Below are 15,111 nucleotides of genomic sequence, written 5' to 3' on the forward strand. Positions count from 1 at the left end.
CAAAAGATCGCAGCTTGTCTGCGATCTTTTGTTTTGTGCAATGCACAGCCTCGCTCAATCAGGTTGCAAAACGAAACCAGATTACATACCGTGATTCTGGTTTTAATTTGAAACCTAAAAGGAAGCCGGGTATGAAACCTCATTCACTCAACAACAGCGTGATACTGCTCTTTGCCGTTGCCTGTGGTCTGGCCGTGGGCAATGTGTATTACGCGCAACCGCTGCTCGACGCGATGGCCGAAGCGTTTGCCATGTCGCCGGCAACCATTGGCATCGTGATTACCCTGACTCAGGTCGGTTACGGCGTCGGCCTGGTATTGCTCGTGCCACTTGGCGATTTGCTCAACCGACGACGATTGATCGTCGCGCAGACGCTGCTATCGGCCGCGGCGTTACTGATGATCGCGCTGGCACCCAGCAGCCTGTGGCTATTGATCGGCATGACCTTGACCGGTCTGCTCGCCGTGGTGACGCAAGTATTAGTGGCTTACGCAGCGACGCTGGCGATCCCGGCACAACGCGGGCGCGTGGTTGGCGTGGTCACCAGCGGCATCGTGGTCGGCATCTTGCTGGCGCGCACGGTCGCAGGCGCCATGGCCGATCTGGCTGGATGGCGGGCAATTTATCTGCTGTCGGCGGGGCTGACGTTGTTGATCGCTTTACTGCTGTTTCACGTGCTGCCCAAAAAAGAACGTCCGCAGCCGACGACAACCTATCGTGCATTGATCATCTCGGTTTTTGGTTTGTTCAGGGAAGAGCCCGTTCTGCGTCAGCGCGCAATGCTCGCCCTGCTGACCTTCGCCAGCGCCATGGTGCTGTGGACGCCGATGGTCCTACCGCTAGCCGCCCCGCCGCTGTCACTTTCCCACAGCGAAATCGGCTTGTTCGGACTTGCCGGGGCCGCAGGCGCGCTGGCCGCCGCCCGCGCCGGTCACTTGGCTGATCGAGGTCTCGGCCAGTGGGTCAGTGGGTTATCGCTATTGTTGATGCTCGGCTCGTGGCTGCCGATCGCCCTCACCCAATCCTCGCTGTGGGCGTTGCTACTCGGCGTAGTCACCCTGGATCTGGGCTTACAAGCCGTGCACGTCACCAGCCAAAGCATGATCTACAGCGTGCGCCCGGAAGCACAAAGCCGCCTCACCGCCGGTTACATGTTGTTCTATTCGATCGGCAGCGCGCTGGGTTCGATCGGCTCTACCGCCATGTATGCGTGGGCCGGATGGATCGGCGTGTGCTGGCTGGGCGCGGGCATCAATGCCCTGGCGTTGGCGTACTGGTACCTGACGCTGAGAAGCGGCGCATCTTCACAATGCGCCGCTCAGGCAGGCTAACGGCGATCACGCCCGCGCAACATGCTGTCGAGTACCTCGTCGCGGCGCACCCAGCCATGGAACAGCGCCGCCGCCAGGTGCAGCAGCACCGTCAGGAACAACAGATACGCCAGATACCCATGGGCCTTGCGCAGCAACGCAAACAACTGCGCATCGGCCGGCACAATTGACGGTAACAGCAGCGAGCTGCTGAGCATCACCGGTTCGCCCGACGCACTGATCATCGCCCATCCGAGCAACGGCAACACCAGCATCAGCGCATACAGCAATACATGCGAAGCCTTGGCCGCCATCACTTGCCAGTTCGGCAAATCGGCGGGCAGCGGCGGTTGCCGAGTGGAAAACCGCACAAGAAGACGCACGATCACCAGCGCCAGAATCGCAATACCCAATGGCTTGTGCAGATGGATCAGCCATTCATGCCGCTCGGAAACCGAGGTGACCATGCCGGCGCCAATAAACAGCATGGCGATGATCATCAGCGCCATCAGCCAATGCAGCAGCCGCGCCAGCAGCGCGAAATGAGTCGGTTGAGCGCTCATGGACGAGCCTCCTGTTTGGCGGCGGGCAACTGGCTGACTTCGCTGGTGCGTCGCAGGTAGGAATCGGCGTAACCGGCGGAGCGAGCCGCAAGCAACGGATCGTCGGAACCTTGAATCCCGGCCGGCAGCACCAGCGGATCGTAGTTGATGTCGCGGCACTCGCCGCTCAGTTGCGGTTGGGTTCGCTCCAGCACCAAGGTGCCGGCGTTCAGAACCTTGCGCCCCTCTGGCCAGGCTTTGCTGGCGTCGTTCACCGGGTCATCGGCATTGGCCAAGGTAATGTTCAACTGAAAACGCAACGGTGCGGACGCCAATCGTTGCACCAGGTCTTTCTCCAGAAAATCGCCCCCCTCAGGCGCAGTGGCACCCGCAGTGTCCTGCGCCAAAGGTTTCATGCTCCAGCGCACGGCCTGTTTTTTGCCACTGGCGTCCACCAGATAGAACGCGTTGACGCTGTTATACGTTTCAGTGGCGTAACTGGCGGATGGCTTGGCGGTCTTCACCCACGTCAGAAACGGCACGGCTTCCGGGTGCGCTGCAAAAAAGGCTGGCACCTTGGTCGGATCCGGTTTGCCAGTGGCCGGATCCGGCGATTGCGCCTGCTGCAACTGATAGAACGCCTCAGGCGTGCCGACCGGGAACACCGGCATGCTGTTCATCCCGGTGCGCCATTGCTGACCATTGGCCTGAGTGAATCGTAGCGCCAGGCTGCGGATCGGCACGCTGCTGTCCGGTGCATAAGGATTGCCCGCCGGCAGCGCGAAACGCCCGACCACTGGCGTGCGCGGATCGTTGAACACCTGCGCGGTGGAGAACACTCGCGCCTCGCCACTGCTCTCAAAATGCCCGATCACGCACACGCCTTTGGCGTGATTACGGCGAAACCCGGGATGCACGCCGTTGTTCTTCTCCAGCACATCGACCAGCGCTTTGGGCGTCAGACGTTGTGGGTCAAAGGTGCCATTAACGTAGGCAAAAGCCCCGGCCACGGCGGCGACTACCACGGCAATGGCGCCAAGACGCAATACCAGGTTCGCGGCACTCAATGGCGGGCGTTGCGGCCCGCCGGGTGGTGCCGCGTTGGGTGAGCTGCGATCAACCATGAAAGACTCCAGGGCCATCGGCCATAGGGAAAGGTGCTATGAGACGCACGCCTCGTAGGATTATTCCCTTTGAACTGTAGTTTCTTTCAGGTCACTGCGTTTGCTGATGCGTTGAGCAGGTTAAATCTGCTCAAAACGTGGCGTGCGCTTCTCCAAAAATGCCTGCATGCCTTCTTTTTGCCCCGGTGTGGCGAACAAGCCGTGAAACACTCGACGCTCGAACAGGATGCCTTCGCGCAGCCCGACTTCCTGAGCGCGATCCACTGCTTCACGCGCGGCCAATGTCGCCGTTCGTGGAAACCCGGCAATCTGCTGCGCAACTGCCAGTGCCTGTTCAAGCAAGTCATCGGCGGCTGTCACGCGCGACACCAATCCCGCCTGCTCGGCCTCCCGAGCACTGATCGAGCGCCCGGTCAGGATCATGTCCATGGCTTTAGCCCGGCCGATCGCACGTGTCAGACGCTGGGTTCCGCCCATGCCCGGCATGACGCCGAGCGTGATCTCAGGCAACGCAAATTGCGCTGACTCGGCGGCGATGAGCACATCGCACATCATGGCCAACTCACAGCCGCCGCCATAGGCATACCCCGCCACTGCAGCCACTTTCGGTGTCTTGAACCCGACGAAGGCATCCCAACCGGCGAAGTAGTCCTGCTCAATCATTTCCAGACAGGTCTTTGCGTACATTTCCTTGATATCAGCGCCGGCAGCAAAGTACTCATTCGTACCGGTAATAACGAAACAACCGACACCCGGATCATTGTCCAGGCCTCTCAGGCAATCGAGCAGTTCACTCATCATTTGCTGGCTCAGGGCATTGCGGGCTCGTGGACGATTGAGCCGAATCAGCACAACGCGTCCGAGTCTTTCGATCGATATGTTCATGTTCATTGCCTTCCTTGGATTAAGTAACACTAAGAAAAATATCGACGCGGTGTCAGGAATCCCAAATAGCGCCGTAAGCAGGGATACCCCTGGCTTCCATTTCCTCGACCACGCGCTCCGTCAATGTCTGATTGGATATGCAAATCACTGCCTCCGCGCCGAACGACTGCACCGCGCAATACGCCAGCTTCACCAGGTCGGGTTTGCCTGACACATCGGTGTCCCAGATCAGTGCATCGGGCTGCGCCGCGAGAATTTCGTCCACCAGTGCATCGCCATAAGTGGCTCTGGGACTTCGGGTCGACCAGATCAGGCGGATGGGTATCTGTTTGGCCAACAAGTGCGGCAACACCGGGCCAATTCCGCTGCCGGTGGCGATATACACCACTGCTTTGAACAACGTCTCAATGTGCGCCACCCCTGCGGTGGTAATGCCTTTGACCCAGACGTGGGTCGGCGCCTGCTCGATGAAATCGCCCGTCCAGTCACCCGCCCGGGAAATGATCAGTCGGAAACCGTCCTCCCCCGGCGCAGGAATATTGGCGAACGAATGCCATTCCCACAGTGGGTTGCGACTGATCGCAGTGGCTGAACCGGCAAACGGTGTGTGGTGATCGAACCGGGCTATCACCGCGTGGGAGGAAAGCGGCACCACACTGACAGGGACTCGGCGCAACCGCAGCCACGGCAAGGTAATGCTGAATGTCACCAGCAATAGCATCCAGAACGAGCCAGATCGCAAGAGGGCATCCGTCAGCGCAGCCGTGGGATGTTGCTCCCTGACAAACACCAGTGTCATCGCCCAGAACATCGCGAGCGCGGCCCAACCGGCGAAGCGGTGGGTGCGCTCGAAAGCATTATGAAAACGCGCGCGAATGATCGGCAGCGCCATGATCGCCATCAGTAAAAGCAGCACGAGCAAACCGCCGCTCAGCCCGATCAGGGTCAACGAAACGCCGCCCGGGCCTTCAAATTTCAGCCAGATCATCGAGCCGAACAACAACGCAAACCAAGCAATGGCTGCCATCGCGCCACCGCTGTGCAGACCACCAAAATGGTAGACCTTGGCCAACGACCGGCGAATCGCCAGCGGCCAGGACGTCGGCGCCCGGGTGGCCAGCCAGAACAAGCCATTGATGACGTACTGCTGCCGAATCAGTATCGCCATCGACAAGTTCGCGACGACCAACCCGGACAGCGTTTGCAAAGCAACGCCTGAAGTCGACCACCACTGGCCGATGTTCAAACCGTAAACCAGGGCGGCAATGTTGACGGCGAACACCAGCAACACCAGACGGTTGTAATGCGAGAACATCGGCAGCGTTCCCAAACGCCGCCACAATGCGCGCCGGGGCGGTAACACGATCGTCGAATCTGTGCGGCTCATGCCTGCACCTGCTGCTCGGCGCGAGCATGTTGTACCTGATGCGCCACGGCCCATTGGAGCAACAAACGCTTGTCGACCTTGCCTCGGGATGTCAGCGGAATATCATCCACAGCGAGAATCAACGATGGCACGCAATAATAAGCCAGGCGCTCTTCGCAACGTTTTCGCGCTACTTCAACGTCTGTGATGGCGGGATAGACGAAGGCCACCAGATGGCGACTGTCGAGCTTGAGGGTGACCGCGCGCTCACAGCCCGGCGCAGACTCCAGTGCCGCTGACACCGAGTCGAGTTCCACCCGAAACCCCCTGACCTTGACCTGATCATCGACACGCCCCAGGTGTTCGAGCTCACCGTCCGCCGTCCAGCGTCCCAGATCCCGGGTACGGAACATCAAACGTCCCTGACCCAGAAACGGATCGGGCCGATAGCGTTCGTTGGTCAGTTGCGGATTTCCCAGATAACCGGCGGTCACGCAGTCACCGCCCGCCCACATTTCTCCCTGCTCGCCCGGAGCGCAAAGCTGTCCGGCGTCGTCGAGTACATAAACGGTGTTGTTGGGCGTTGGCTTGCCGATCGTCAACGCACCCGCGCCGCGATAGTGCTGCATGGTATCGACGATGGTGGTCTCGGTCGGCCCACAGGCATTATAAAAAGTGCAAAACGCCGCCCAACGATCCGCCAGCGGTTGTGGGCAGGGCTCGCCAGCCAGAGCGACCACTTTTACCTGACTGCAACGGGCAGGATCGAGCGTAGCGAGTATCGACGGCGTCGCAATCAGCACGTCACAGCGCTCGGCGGTTTGCGCGATGTCCTTGCCGCGGATCAACAGCGTTGCTCCGTTGGCCAGACAACCCAGCACTTCCCAGGCCGCCATATCAAAAGCGATGTTCAGGATCTGGCCGACCTTCAGGCCCGGGCGCATACCAAGATTGCCGGGCTCGGTCAGCAAAATATTGCACACATTACGCTGCGTCACGCGAACGCCATTGGGCAGTCCGGTTGTACCCGAGGTGAACAGGACAAAGCACAGTGAGTCCGGCGATGACGTCGTGCCACACCTATTCAAGTCGTCGCTGGCGACACTCGGCACCTGAATGAATTCATCCAGGTGGATGCACTGTTGATCCGTGGTCAGAGGAATCGCCCGCGCCAGTTCGGACAGTGTCAGTACGACCCGAACCTGGGCGACCGCCATGATATGACTCAGCTGCGCTGCGGGGGTGATGCCGACGTGTTGAGGAATATAGGCCGCCCCGGTTTTCAGCACGGCCAGCATGCCCACCAGCATCGGGATCGAACGCTCGACAAACAGCGCCACATGATCGCCCGGACCCACACCCTGCTTGAGCAATGTCGTGGCGAGTCGATTGGCCTGGCGGTTCAACTCGCCGTAAGTGATGGACTGGCCCTGATATTCGGCCGCGATTGCTTCAGGCCGGCCAGCTGCTTGCAGTTCGATTGCGCGATGGATCAACGTAGCGTCAGGCTGGACGCTCGGACCGCAGCCGAAGCGTTGCCATGGGTTGGACTCGACGAACGGATTCGGCTCCGCGTTCGATGTCGACCGGTTATTCATCGCAAATGCTTGCATGGGATTTCCCTTTCCTTTTCTCAACGATTTATGTTTTCACGTTCGGCTCCGCATCCTTGGGTTGCGCCGATAGCCAACGTGATTGACAAATGGGTTGAGCAGGGAAAGTTGAATCCATTACACGGCTTACAAATCGCAGCGAACTATCCTACGAAGAAGGGAGAAAAAATTTTCAAACCGGCGGATGGAATAACCATCCTTGAGGGACGTCTTTCTTCTCAACATCGCCTTTCGGCAAAGAGCAGCCCCTCGCCATGAACGAGCTAGACGAACAACTGCGTGAACTGATCCCCAGGCTACGGCGCTTCGCCGTTTCGTTGACGCGCAACAGCAGCAGCGCCGACGATCTGGTGCAGGCGTGCCTTGAGCGGGCCCTGTCGAGTTGGGGCGGCAAGCGCGCTGACGGTGATCTGCGGGCCTGGCTGTTTTCGATCCTCTACCGGCAGTTTCTCGATGCCCATCGCCGCTCGCGCCGTCACGCGCGGATGCTCGAGTTTTTCACCGGTCGCGACGATGCCGAACCGTCGACCGAGCGCACCGTGATCGCCCAATCGACCCTGCAAGCGTTCGACCGCCTGCCCAGCGAACAGCGGGCGCTGCTGCTGATGGTCTCGGTTGAGGGCCTTTCCTATAAAGAGGTCGCCGAGATTCTCGACACCCCGATCGGCACCGTGATGTCGCGCCTGTCCCGCGCCCGCCAGGCTTTGCGCCAACTCAGCGACGGCGAAATCATCAGCCCTTCTTTGCGGATACTCAAATGATCAGCATGCCTCCCAGCGAGCGTGACCTGCACGCCTACGTCGATCACCAACTCAGCGACGCCGACCGGCGCGTGCTGGAAACCTGGCTGGCCAGCCATCCGGACGAAGCCGCACAGGTTCGTGGCTGGCAACAGGACGCCCAGCAACTGCGTGCGGCACTGAGCGGCGCATTGCAGCAACCGGCCAATCCGGCACTTGATCCGGCGATGATTCGTCTGCGCCGCCAGCGTCAGTCGCGCCGCCATCTGGCCAGCGCGGCGGTGCTACTGATCGCGGTGAGCGTCGGTGGTTTCAGCGGTTGGCAGGCACGGGAAATGACCCTCGTGCGAGCCTCCGCGTTACCAATGACCGACGCCCTGCTGGCCTATCGGTTGATTGCCCAGCAAGGCATGCTGCCCGCGGATTACAAGGTCGATGGTGCTGGCGACATGCAGCGCTGGCTTGATCGTTATTTCACTCAGGTCAGTCGCTTGCCAGATTTGACGGCGGCGGGGTTTGAGCCCGTCAGCGGGCGCTTGCTGAGTACCGATGAAGGGCCGGCGGCGATGGTGATGTATGAAGATGCGAGTGGGCACAAGGTCAGTTTTTATGTGCGACCGCCTGGGCCAAAAAACACCTTCTTGCCCAGAGGCAGTCGTAGTGATGGGGATTTGCAGGCGGACTACTGGTCAGGCGGTGGTTACAACTATGCGATGGTCAGCCCGGTTGATACGCCGGCCGCGCCACTGCTCAAGCAATCGCTGCAATTCTGAAAATCAACGCAGGACCGGAGGGTACAAAACCCAGCTCCACCTTGCCAGCCGTGTAGCGAACCTCACCAACGGCGCCGTGCAAAATGCCATCGACGCGCACGGTAGCAGGCCAGCGGCGCGCCCGGTTAAACTACGCCGCGGCGCTCCTGGGCGCCGGTTCGCTGAACACGGAGTAAACCAAAGTGCCCGCCCATCCGCCGAAACGATCGCGACTGACCCAGCGCTGGCCGGTGCTGCGCCGTTTGTTCGGCAAAGGCACGCCTGCCAAAGCAGGCCATGACGCCAGCGCCCAGTTGATCCGCGATTACTTCCGCCACAAGGCCAACGGCCAGGGTTACACCCTCAGCCACAGTCAGTTGCGAGTGATCGACTGCATGGCGCAGCAGGCCAGTCTGCTGTTCGGCGCAACAGCGCAAACTCCACCGAGCCTGTATCTGCACGGCAGCGTGGGGCGCGGCAAGAGTTGGCTGCTGGATGGCTTCTTTCAGGCGCTGCCGATCACGCAGAAACGCCGCCTGCATTTCCATGAGTTTTTCGCGCAGTTGCATCAAGGCATGTTCAGTCATCGCGAACAGGACGATGCGCTGGCCATAACGCTGGATGAACTGCTGCTGGACTGTCGGGTACTGTGTTTCGACGAGTTTCATGTGCATGACATTGGCGACGCGATGCTTATCACCCGTCTGTTCAAAGCGCTGTTCCAACGGCGGATTCTGCTGCTGGTGACCTCCAACTATCCGCCCGAAGGCCTGCTGCCCAATCCGCTTTACCATGCGCGATTCAAACCGGTGATCGAACTGATCAACTCGCGCATGCAGATCATGGAGGTCGGCGGCCCTCACGACTACCGCAGTCAGATGCGCAACCATGCGCATCAGGTTTTCACTCAGGGACGCTACGTGTGGCCAGCCACCCCCGCTCAGCGTGAGACGCTGAAGCTGCCGACGGAAGACGCACCAGCCATTTCGTTAACCGTTGGCACCCGGCCTTTTCGCGCACGTTTTTGCGAGGATCGCCGCGTCGGCTTCACCTTCGCTGACCTGTGTGAACAGCCGACGGCGGTCATGGACTATCTGCAATTGTGCCGACGCTTCGACCACTGGATCATCGACGGGCTGCCGGAACTGGGCGAATGCTCGATTGCCGCTCAGCAGCGGTTCATCAATTTGATCGACGTGCTCTACGACCAGGACAAACACCTGACGTTGCTCGGTCGGTTGCCACTGGGCGAAAGCCTGGCGGGTCAGGTTATCGATCTGGCCCGGACCCGCAGCCGGCTGGGGCAGTTGCAGGAAGAACACAGCACGGGCTGACCGCCATCAATTCCCTGTGGGACTCCCACAGTTAAAGCCGAGTCAAGATCCGATAAAATTTCAAATCACAGCTTTGCCGCTATCATGTCGCCCATTCCCAGCGACCCCTCTATTTGCGAATTCCTTCATGCACACCCTTGCTCAATTGCGCGCCGGCGAATTGTCGGGCATCACGCGGCTGGACCTGTCCTGCGGCCTGACCGAGTTCCCGGCAGAAATCTTCGATCTGGCCGACACCCTGGAAATCCTCAATCTCAGCGGCAACGCCTTGAGCTGCCTGCCGGATGACCTGCATCGTCTGACTCGATTGCGCGTGCTGTTCTGCTCCGACAACCAGTTCACCGCGCTGCCCGCCTGCCTTGGCCAATGCACGGCCCTGACGATGATTGGCTTCAAGACCAACCGCATCGCCGACGTCCCCGGCGCCGCCCTGCCACCGCTGCTGCGCTGGCTGATCCTGACGGACAACTGCATCGACACCTTGCCGAGCGAACTGGGTGAACGTGCGCACCTGCAAAAACTCATGCTGGCCGGCAATCGCCTGCAATCGCTGCCGTCGTCGCTGAGTCATTGCCACCGACTGGAACTGCTGCGCATCGCTGCCAACCAGTTGACCGAGTTGCCCCACTGGATACTGACGTTGCCGAGCCTGACGTGGCTGGCCTACGCCGGCAATCCGCTGGAAACCGAAGCCGACGCCGCGGCGCTTGAAGCCACGCCGCAGATTGACTGGTCGGCGCTGCGCCTGGAGCAACAACTGGGCGAAGGCGCCTCCGGGGTCATTTCCCGTGCGACCTGGCAACGCGCCGATGGTGCGGTGACGCCGGTTGCGGTGAAGCTGTACAAAGGCGAAATGACCAGCGATGGCTCACCACTGCATGAAATGAACGCCTGCATCACGGCCGGGTTGCACCCGAATCTGATTCGAATTGAAGGTCGCATCCATGGCCATCCCGACGGCCAGCAAGGTTTGGTCATGCAACTGATCGATCCGAGCTTTGCCAACCTGGCAGGACTGCCGAGCCTGGCGTCCTGCTCTCGGGATGTCTATGCCGAGGATCGCCGCTTCAGCGCACAGGTTGCACTGCGCATTGCCATGGGCATTGCGTCGGCGGCGGAGCATCTGCACCAACAAGGCATCACCCATGGCGATCTCTACGGACACAACATTCTGTTGAACGATCAGGGTGACTGTTTACTGGGGGATTTCGGCGCAGCGTCGTTTCATTCCACCACCGACAGCATGGAAACGCGGGCGCTGCAACGCATCGAAGTACGGGCGTTCGGGGTCTTGCTGGGAGAATTGCTGGCGCGGATCGACTCGGGACTGAGTGAGGAGCGACGTGAGGCGCTTGAAGAGCTGGCGCGGCGTTGCTCTCAGGCGGATGTGCTGGGGCGGCCGGGGTTCAGTGAGGTGATTGAGGTATTGCAACAGCTGTGACCGCTGTACGGTCAATCGCTGGCAGGCTAGCTCCCACAGGGTTTATGGCGATCACATAGTGTGTGCACGACGCCATACCTGTGGGAGCGGGCTTGCCCGTGTGGCGGCTCTACTGAGTAAACAAATCAGCCAGCCAGACCCACAAACATATCCTGCACGTCATCATGGTTGTCGAGGCCTTCGAGGAACGCTTCAACCTCAGCCATCTGCTCATCGCTCAAACCGCTGACCGGGTTTTTCGGCTGGTAGCCGAGCTTGGCCGACAGCACGGTGAAGCCTTGTTCCGGCAGGGCTTTCTGCACCGCGTCGAGGTCGGTCGGATCGGTGATAAACAGGGTCGCGCCCTCTTCACCCGGCTCAAAATCCTGGGCACCGGCTTCGATCGCCGCCATTTCCGGATCGGCGTCCGGAGTGTCTGCCGAGGCTTCGATCATGCCGACGTGGTTGAAGTCCCAGGCAACCGAACCGGAAGCGCCCAATTGGCCCTTGCGGAACGCCACGCGGATTTCCGCCACGGTGCGGTTGATGTTGTCGGTGACGCACTCGACGATCAATGGCACCTGGTGCGGGGCGAAACCTTCGTAGGTCACGCGGTGGTATTGCACGGTTTCGCCCAGCAGGCCCGCGCCTTTCTTGATTGCGCGGTCGAGGGTTTCTTTCGGCATCGAGGCTTTCTTGGCCTGTTCGACTACCAGACGCAGGTGCGCGTTGGTCGCGGTATCGGCACCGTTACGCGCAGCAATGGTGATTTCTTTCACCAGTTTGCCGAAGATCTTGCCCTTGGCATTGGATGCCGCTTCTTTGTGTTTAACCTTCCACTGTGCGCCCATTACTCACTCTCTTGATCTGTGGCGCCGAGACATCTATTGGCCGACGCGTGGCGCCAAGTTTATACGGCCTAAAGTCGGCAATCGACCAAAAAAATCCAATGTTGAATCGACATCTTCGCCGGACCTTGTAGGGCGATTCTGAAAACCACCTTTGACATGACCATTCAGCGCTGCGGTTTCGTACCCTCTGAGGCCCGTATCGCCTGACAGAGCCTGTTCGAATGCTCAATGACAAGGAAAGTCCGTTTACCCTCACCCTGACCGACAGTGGATTATGCCTGCCGGTGGTGCGTTTCAATGGCGAGGAAGCGCTCAACCAACGCTATCGTTTCGACATCGAACTGATCGGCCTGGCCCCCGCCGTGACGCCGGGCACACTGGTGCAGCAACCGGTATTTCTGCGTCTGGATGACCATCACGGCATTCACGGCATGATCGACAGTGCCAGTTGCGAACATCGCGGAGCGCACCGCATCGGCTATCGACTGATCGTGGTCCCGGCGCTGCAACGGATGGCGCAGCCGAGCAAACGTCGGGTGTTCGTGCAACTGAGCGTGCCGCAGATTCTTGAACGGTTGCTCGCTGACAACGCCCTGCCGGCCGACAGCTACCGAATTGAAATGACCGTGGGCCAGTATCCGGCACGTCCATTTTGCGTGCAGTTCGAGGAAAGCGATCTGGCGCTGCTACACAGACTTTGAGAAGAAGAAGGCATCCACTATCACTTCGAGCACAGCACCGACGGGCATGTTGTCGTGTTCGCCGATGACAGCCTGAGTCTGCCGCAAGAACCGTCACTGGTGCCGTTCATGGAGGATGAACAAGCGTCCTCGCCCTGTGTCAGCTCGTTGTACCAGAACCACCACGCCGCCCCCATCCCGACGCTGCACGCCGTGCGCAATCGAGGGCTACAGACTGCCGACGGGGATGCGGCCAATCAGCCCCCGTCAAAACCGTCGCTGCCGATCCCTTCGCCGCAGCAACGCCACAGTGAACAGCGCAGTCGTCGCCATCTGGAACGACAACGTTGCCAACATCGTTCAATCAATGGCCGCAGTAACTGCGTCGGTTTGCTCAGCGGGCACTTGTTGCAAGTGACGGAACATCCCATCAGCCAGTTCAACGAACAATGGCGGATCACCACCCTGCGCCATCACGGGCAACACCCATCGATTCTGGACCCGGCAGCGACGGTGCACCGTTACTACAACGATTTCACCGCCCAACCGTGGTCTACCGACTATCGCCCGCCACTTCAGCAACCGCGCCCGAGCATTGCGGGCTATCACCTGGCGCAAGTACTGGGAACACCAGGGCAACCCGTGCGGCTCGATGCGCAAGGGCGGATCGCCGTCAGGTTGTGGCCATCGCAATCGCCCCCCGTCGCCGACACCGACACCGAAGCCATCTGGCTACCCATCGCCATGCCCCGGGCCAACGGTCGAATCGCCCCTGATGAATTGCCCAGCGTGGGCAGTGAAGTGTGGGTGAGTTTTCTCGACAGTGATCCGGACCGGCCGATCCTGTGCCTGGGCAACACACGCAATCCCACACCCCGCGAAACTCCGTCCGCGACTGACAGCAGTCTGTTGCTCGATTGGCTGCTCAACGGAACCCACCTGTGACCTGATCTGTAGGAGCTGCCGAAGGCTCGGGCCGCGATCGGACGATCTTTTGATCTTGCTTTTAAAAACCAAAATCAAAAGATCGCAGCCTTCGGCAGCTCCTACAGGGGTTGGAGTGTTTTGCGGTTATGCGGTTGTCAGCCCTTGTCAGCCTTGCCTGCCGCCGCGGCAAATTTGGCCAGGCGCACGTCCAGATGCCGGGGCCGGTGGCCATGGTCTTCGGCGCGCTCCTTGCGGCGGATGGCGTTACGCACCATCAACGATCCCAGGTAGCGGATTGGCTCCGGCGGGAAATAACCCATCGGCCCGTTGACCAACGGCGAGCGCGTCCACGGATTGTCCAGCCCCTGCACCAGTGACGCCAGAATCTGCCCGCCCATGTGACACGGGCCGACGCCGCTGCCGGAATAGCCGAAACCGTAAAACACATTGCCACTGCTGCTCATCTGACCGAAAAACGGCAAACCGGTGACCGAGCGATCTGACGGGCCGTTCCAGGTCGCGTCGACTTTGACATCGGCAAACGCCGGGAAAAAATCGCCCAGGCTCGTTTTGAGCAGGTCCGCGTAAGGCGATGGCTGATCGAACACCGGCAACATCCGCCCGCCAAAAGCGAAGGTGTTACCGCCCTTGCCGAGCATGATCCGGCCATCCGGGGTGTTGTGGTAGTAGTGCACGAAAATCCGCGAATCGAGCACGGTGATCCCACTGGTCAAGCCGATTTCCTGCAACAGATCCGGACGCGGTTCGGTGATCAGCATGTCGCTGGAGACAATCGCCACACTGCGTTCGAATTGCGGGAAGGCGCGGGCCATCCACGCGTTCATCGCCAACACCACGCGGTCTGCCTGCACATTGCCGTTGGCCGTACGAATGCGTGCTGGACGGCCCTCCTCCAAACCGGTCATTGCCGTGTTTTCGTGAATTTTCACGCCCAACTCCAGCGCTACACGGCGCAACCCGCGCACCAGTTTGCCGGGTTGCACACTGGCTGCTGCTGGCGAAAACCAGCCCTCCAGATGCTTGCTGGAGCCGGCCATGCGCTGCACATCAGCCACCGGACGTTGAGTGAACGAGTTGATACCGTTGCGCTCAAGCGCAGCGATTACCGCGTCAGTCGAACCGACCTGCGCACGGTTGGTCGCGGTATAAAGCGTGCCATCGAGCCGGTAGTCGGCATCGACGCCGTACTGCTCGCAGAACTCGCCGATCGCATGAATGCTGCGTTCGGATTCCTTGACCAGACGCACCGCTTCCTCAACGCCGAACAAGCGCTCAAGCGTAAAATATTTGGCCGACCACGACAGCGCACACCCGCCGTTACGCCCACTGGCGCCGGCGCCGCAGATGTCGGCTTCGATCAGCAGCACATCGAGTTCGGGGTTTTGTTGCTTGAGCATGATCGCCGTCCACAACCCGGTGTAACCACCGCCGACGATGCACACGTCGGTGCGCACTTCGCCTTGCAGCGGCGGGCAGGTTTCGGAGGTGTCGGCCTGCAGGGCCTGCTCCAGCCAAAACGGTCTCATGGGTATTCTCCAGTCAGTTG

The 15,111-nt window shown here is 60.2% G+C and carries 12 protein-coding genes and 1 pseudogene; 6 read left to right on the top strand and 7 right to left on the bottom strand.

Annotation, left to right across the window (positions count from 1 at the left end; genetic code table 11):
- Window positions 1–131: 131 nt before the first annotated feature.
- Window positions 132–1,331, top strand: coding sequence for an MFS transporter (locus IEQ42_RS08250; RefSeq protein WP_210703169.1), 1,200 nt, complete (start codon window positions 132–134; stop codon window positions 1,329–1,331).
- Here the strand turns inward: IEQ42_RS08250 and IEQ42_RS08255 are convergent.
- The 5 genes from IEQ42_RS08255 to IEQ42_RS08275 all read right to left on the bottom strand — a co-directional run bounded on the left by IEQ42_RS08255 (window position 1,328) and on the right by IEQ42_RS08275 (window position 6,825).
- Window positions 1,328–1,873, bottom strand: coding sequence for a cytochrome b (locus tag IEQ42_RS08255; RefSeq protein ID WP_047301987.1), 546 nt, complete (start codon window positions 1,871–1,873; stop codon window positions 1,328–1,330). The genes IEQ42_RS08250 and IEQ42_RS08255 overlap by 4 nt on opposite strands.
- Entirely contained in the window at window positions 1,870–2,976 is a 1,107-nt protein-coding gene (locus IEQ42_RS08260; RefSeq protein ID WP_210703170.1) for a catalase family peroxidase, read from the bottom strand. Before IEQ42_RS08260 ends, IEQ42_RS08255 begins: the two co-directional genes overlap by 4 nt.
- Window positions 2,977–3,096: 120 nt before the next feature.
- Window positions 3,097–3,861, bottom strand: coding sequence for an enoyl-CoA hydratase-related protein (locus tag IEQ42_RS08265; protein WP_210703171.1), 765 nt, complete (start codon window positions 3,859–3,861; stop codon window positions 3,097–3,099).
- Window positions 3,862–3,913: 52 nt separating this feature from the next.
- Window positions 3,914–5,248 carry a hypothetical protein gene (locus IEQ42_RS08270; RefSeq protein ID WP_210703172.1) on the bottom strand — a complete coding sequence of 445 codons (1,335 nt, stop codon included), beginning with the start codon at window positions 5,246–5,248 and terminating at the stop codon, window positions 3,914–3,916.
- Window positions 5,245–6,825, bottom strand: coding sequence for an amino acid adenylation domain-containing protein (locus IEQ42_RS08275; RefSeq protein WP_228731965.1), 1,581 nt, complete (start codon window positions 6,823–6,825; stop codon window positions 5,245–5,247). The genes IEQ42_RS08270 and IEQ42_RS08275 overlap by 4 nt, the downstream gene beginning before the upstream one ends.
- 269 nt (window positions 6,826–7,094) lie before the next feature.
- On the opposite strand from IEQ42_RS08275, the gene IEQ42_RS08280 reads away from it, so the two are divergent.
- From IEQ42_RS08280 to IEQ42_RS08295, 4 genes are all read left to right on the top strand, one after another.
- The gene (locus IEQ42_RS08280; RefSeq protein WP_042559927.1) at window positions 7,095–7,601 is read left to right on the top strand and encodes a sigma-70 family RNA polymerase sigma factor; all 507 of its coding nucleotides are present in this window, start codon (window positions 7,095–7,097) and stop codon (window positions 7,599–7,601) included.
- Entirely contained in the window at window positions 7,598–8,353 is a 756-nt protein-coding gene (locus IEQ42_RS08285) for an anti-sigma factor family protein (RefSeq protein WP_210703174.1), read from the top strand. The genes IEQ42_RS08280 and IEQ42_RS08285 overlap by 4 nt, the downstream gene beginning before the upstream one ends.
- Before the next feature lie 182 nt (window positions 8,354–8,535).
- Window positions 8,536–9,666 carry a cell division protein ZapE gene (zapE, locus tag IEQ42_RS08290; protein ID WP_210703175.1) on the top strand — a complete coding sequence of 377 codons (1,131 nt, stop codon included), beginning with the start codon at window positions 8,536–8,538 and terminating at the stop codon, window positions 9,664–9,666.
- Between the two features lie 127 nt (window positions 9,667–9,793).
- Window positions 9,794–11,107: a leucine-rich repeat-containing protein kinase family protein gene (locus tag IEQ42_RS08295; protein WP_210703176.1), complete on the top strand. Its 1,314-nt coding sequence runs from the start codon at window positions 9,794–9,796 to the stop codon at window positions 11,105–11,107.
- A gap of 125 nt (window positions 11,108–11,232) precedes the next feature.
- On the opposite strand, the gene IEQ42_RS08300 is transcribed toward IEQ42_RS08295, so the two are convergent.
- Window positions 11,233–11,937 (bottom strand): YebC/PmpR family DNA-binding transcriptional regulator, encoded by a 705-nt coding sequence (locus tag IEQ42_RS08300; protein ID WP_042559931.1) that lies wholly within the window; start codon window positions 11,935–11,937, stop codon window positions 11,233–11,235.
- A 221-nt stretch (window positions 11,938–12,158) separates the two neighbouring features.
- On the opposite strand from IEQ42_RS08300, the pseudogene IEQ42_RS08305 reads away from it, so the two are divergent.
- Window positions 12,159–13,562, top strand: a pseudogene (locus IEQ42_RS08305) (type VI secretion system Vgr family protein).
- Between the two features lie 137 nt (window positions 13,563–13,699).
- Here the strand turns inward: IEQ42_RS08305 and IEQ42_RS08310 are convergent.
- On the bottom strand, window positions 13,700–15,097 hold the full coding sequence (locus tag IEQ42_RS08310) for an FAD-dependent oxidoreductase (protein ID WP_210703314.1): 1,398 nt from the start codon (window positions 15,095–15,097) through the stop codon (window positions 13,700–13,702).
- Between the last annotated feature and the right edge of the window lie 14 nt (window positions 15,098–15,111).

The sequence above is a fragment of the Pseudomonas iridis genome (assembly GCF_017980685.1).
Lineage (GTDB): Bacteria > Pseudomonadota > Gammaproteobacteria > Pseudomonadales > Pseudomonadaceae > Aquipseudomonas > Aquipseudomonas iridis.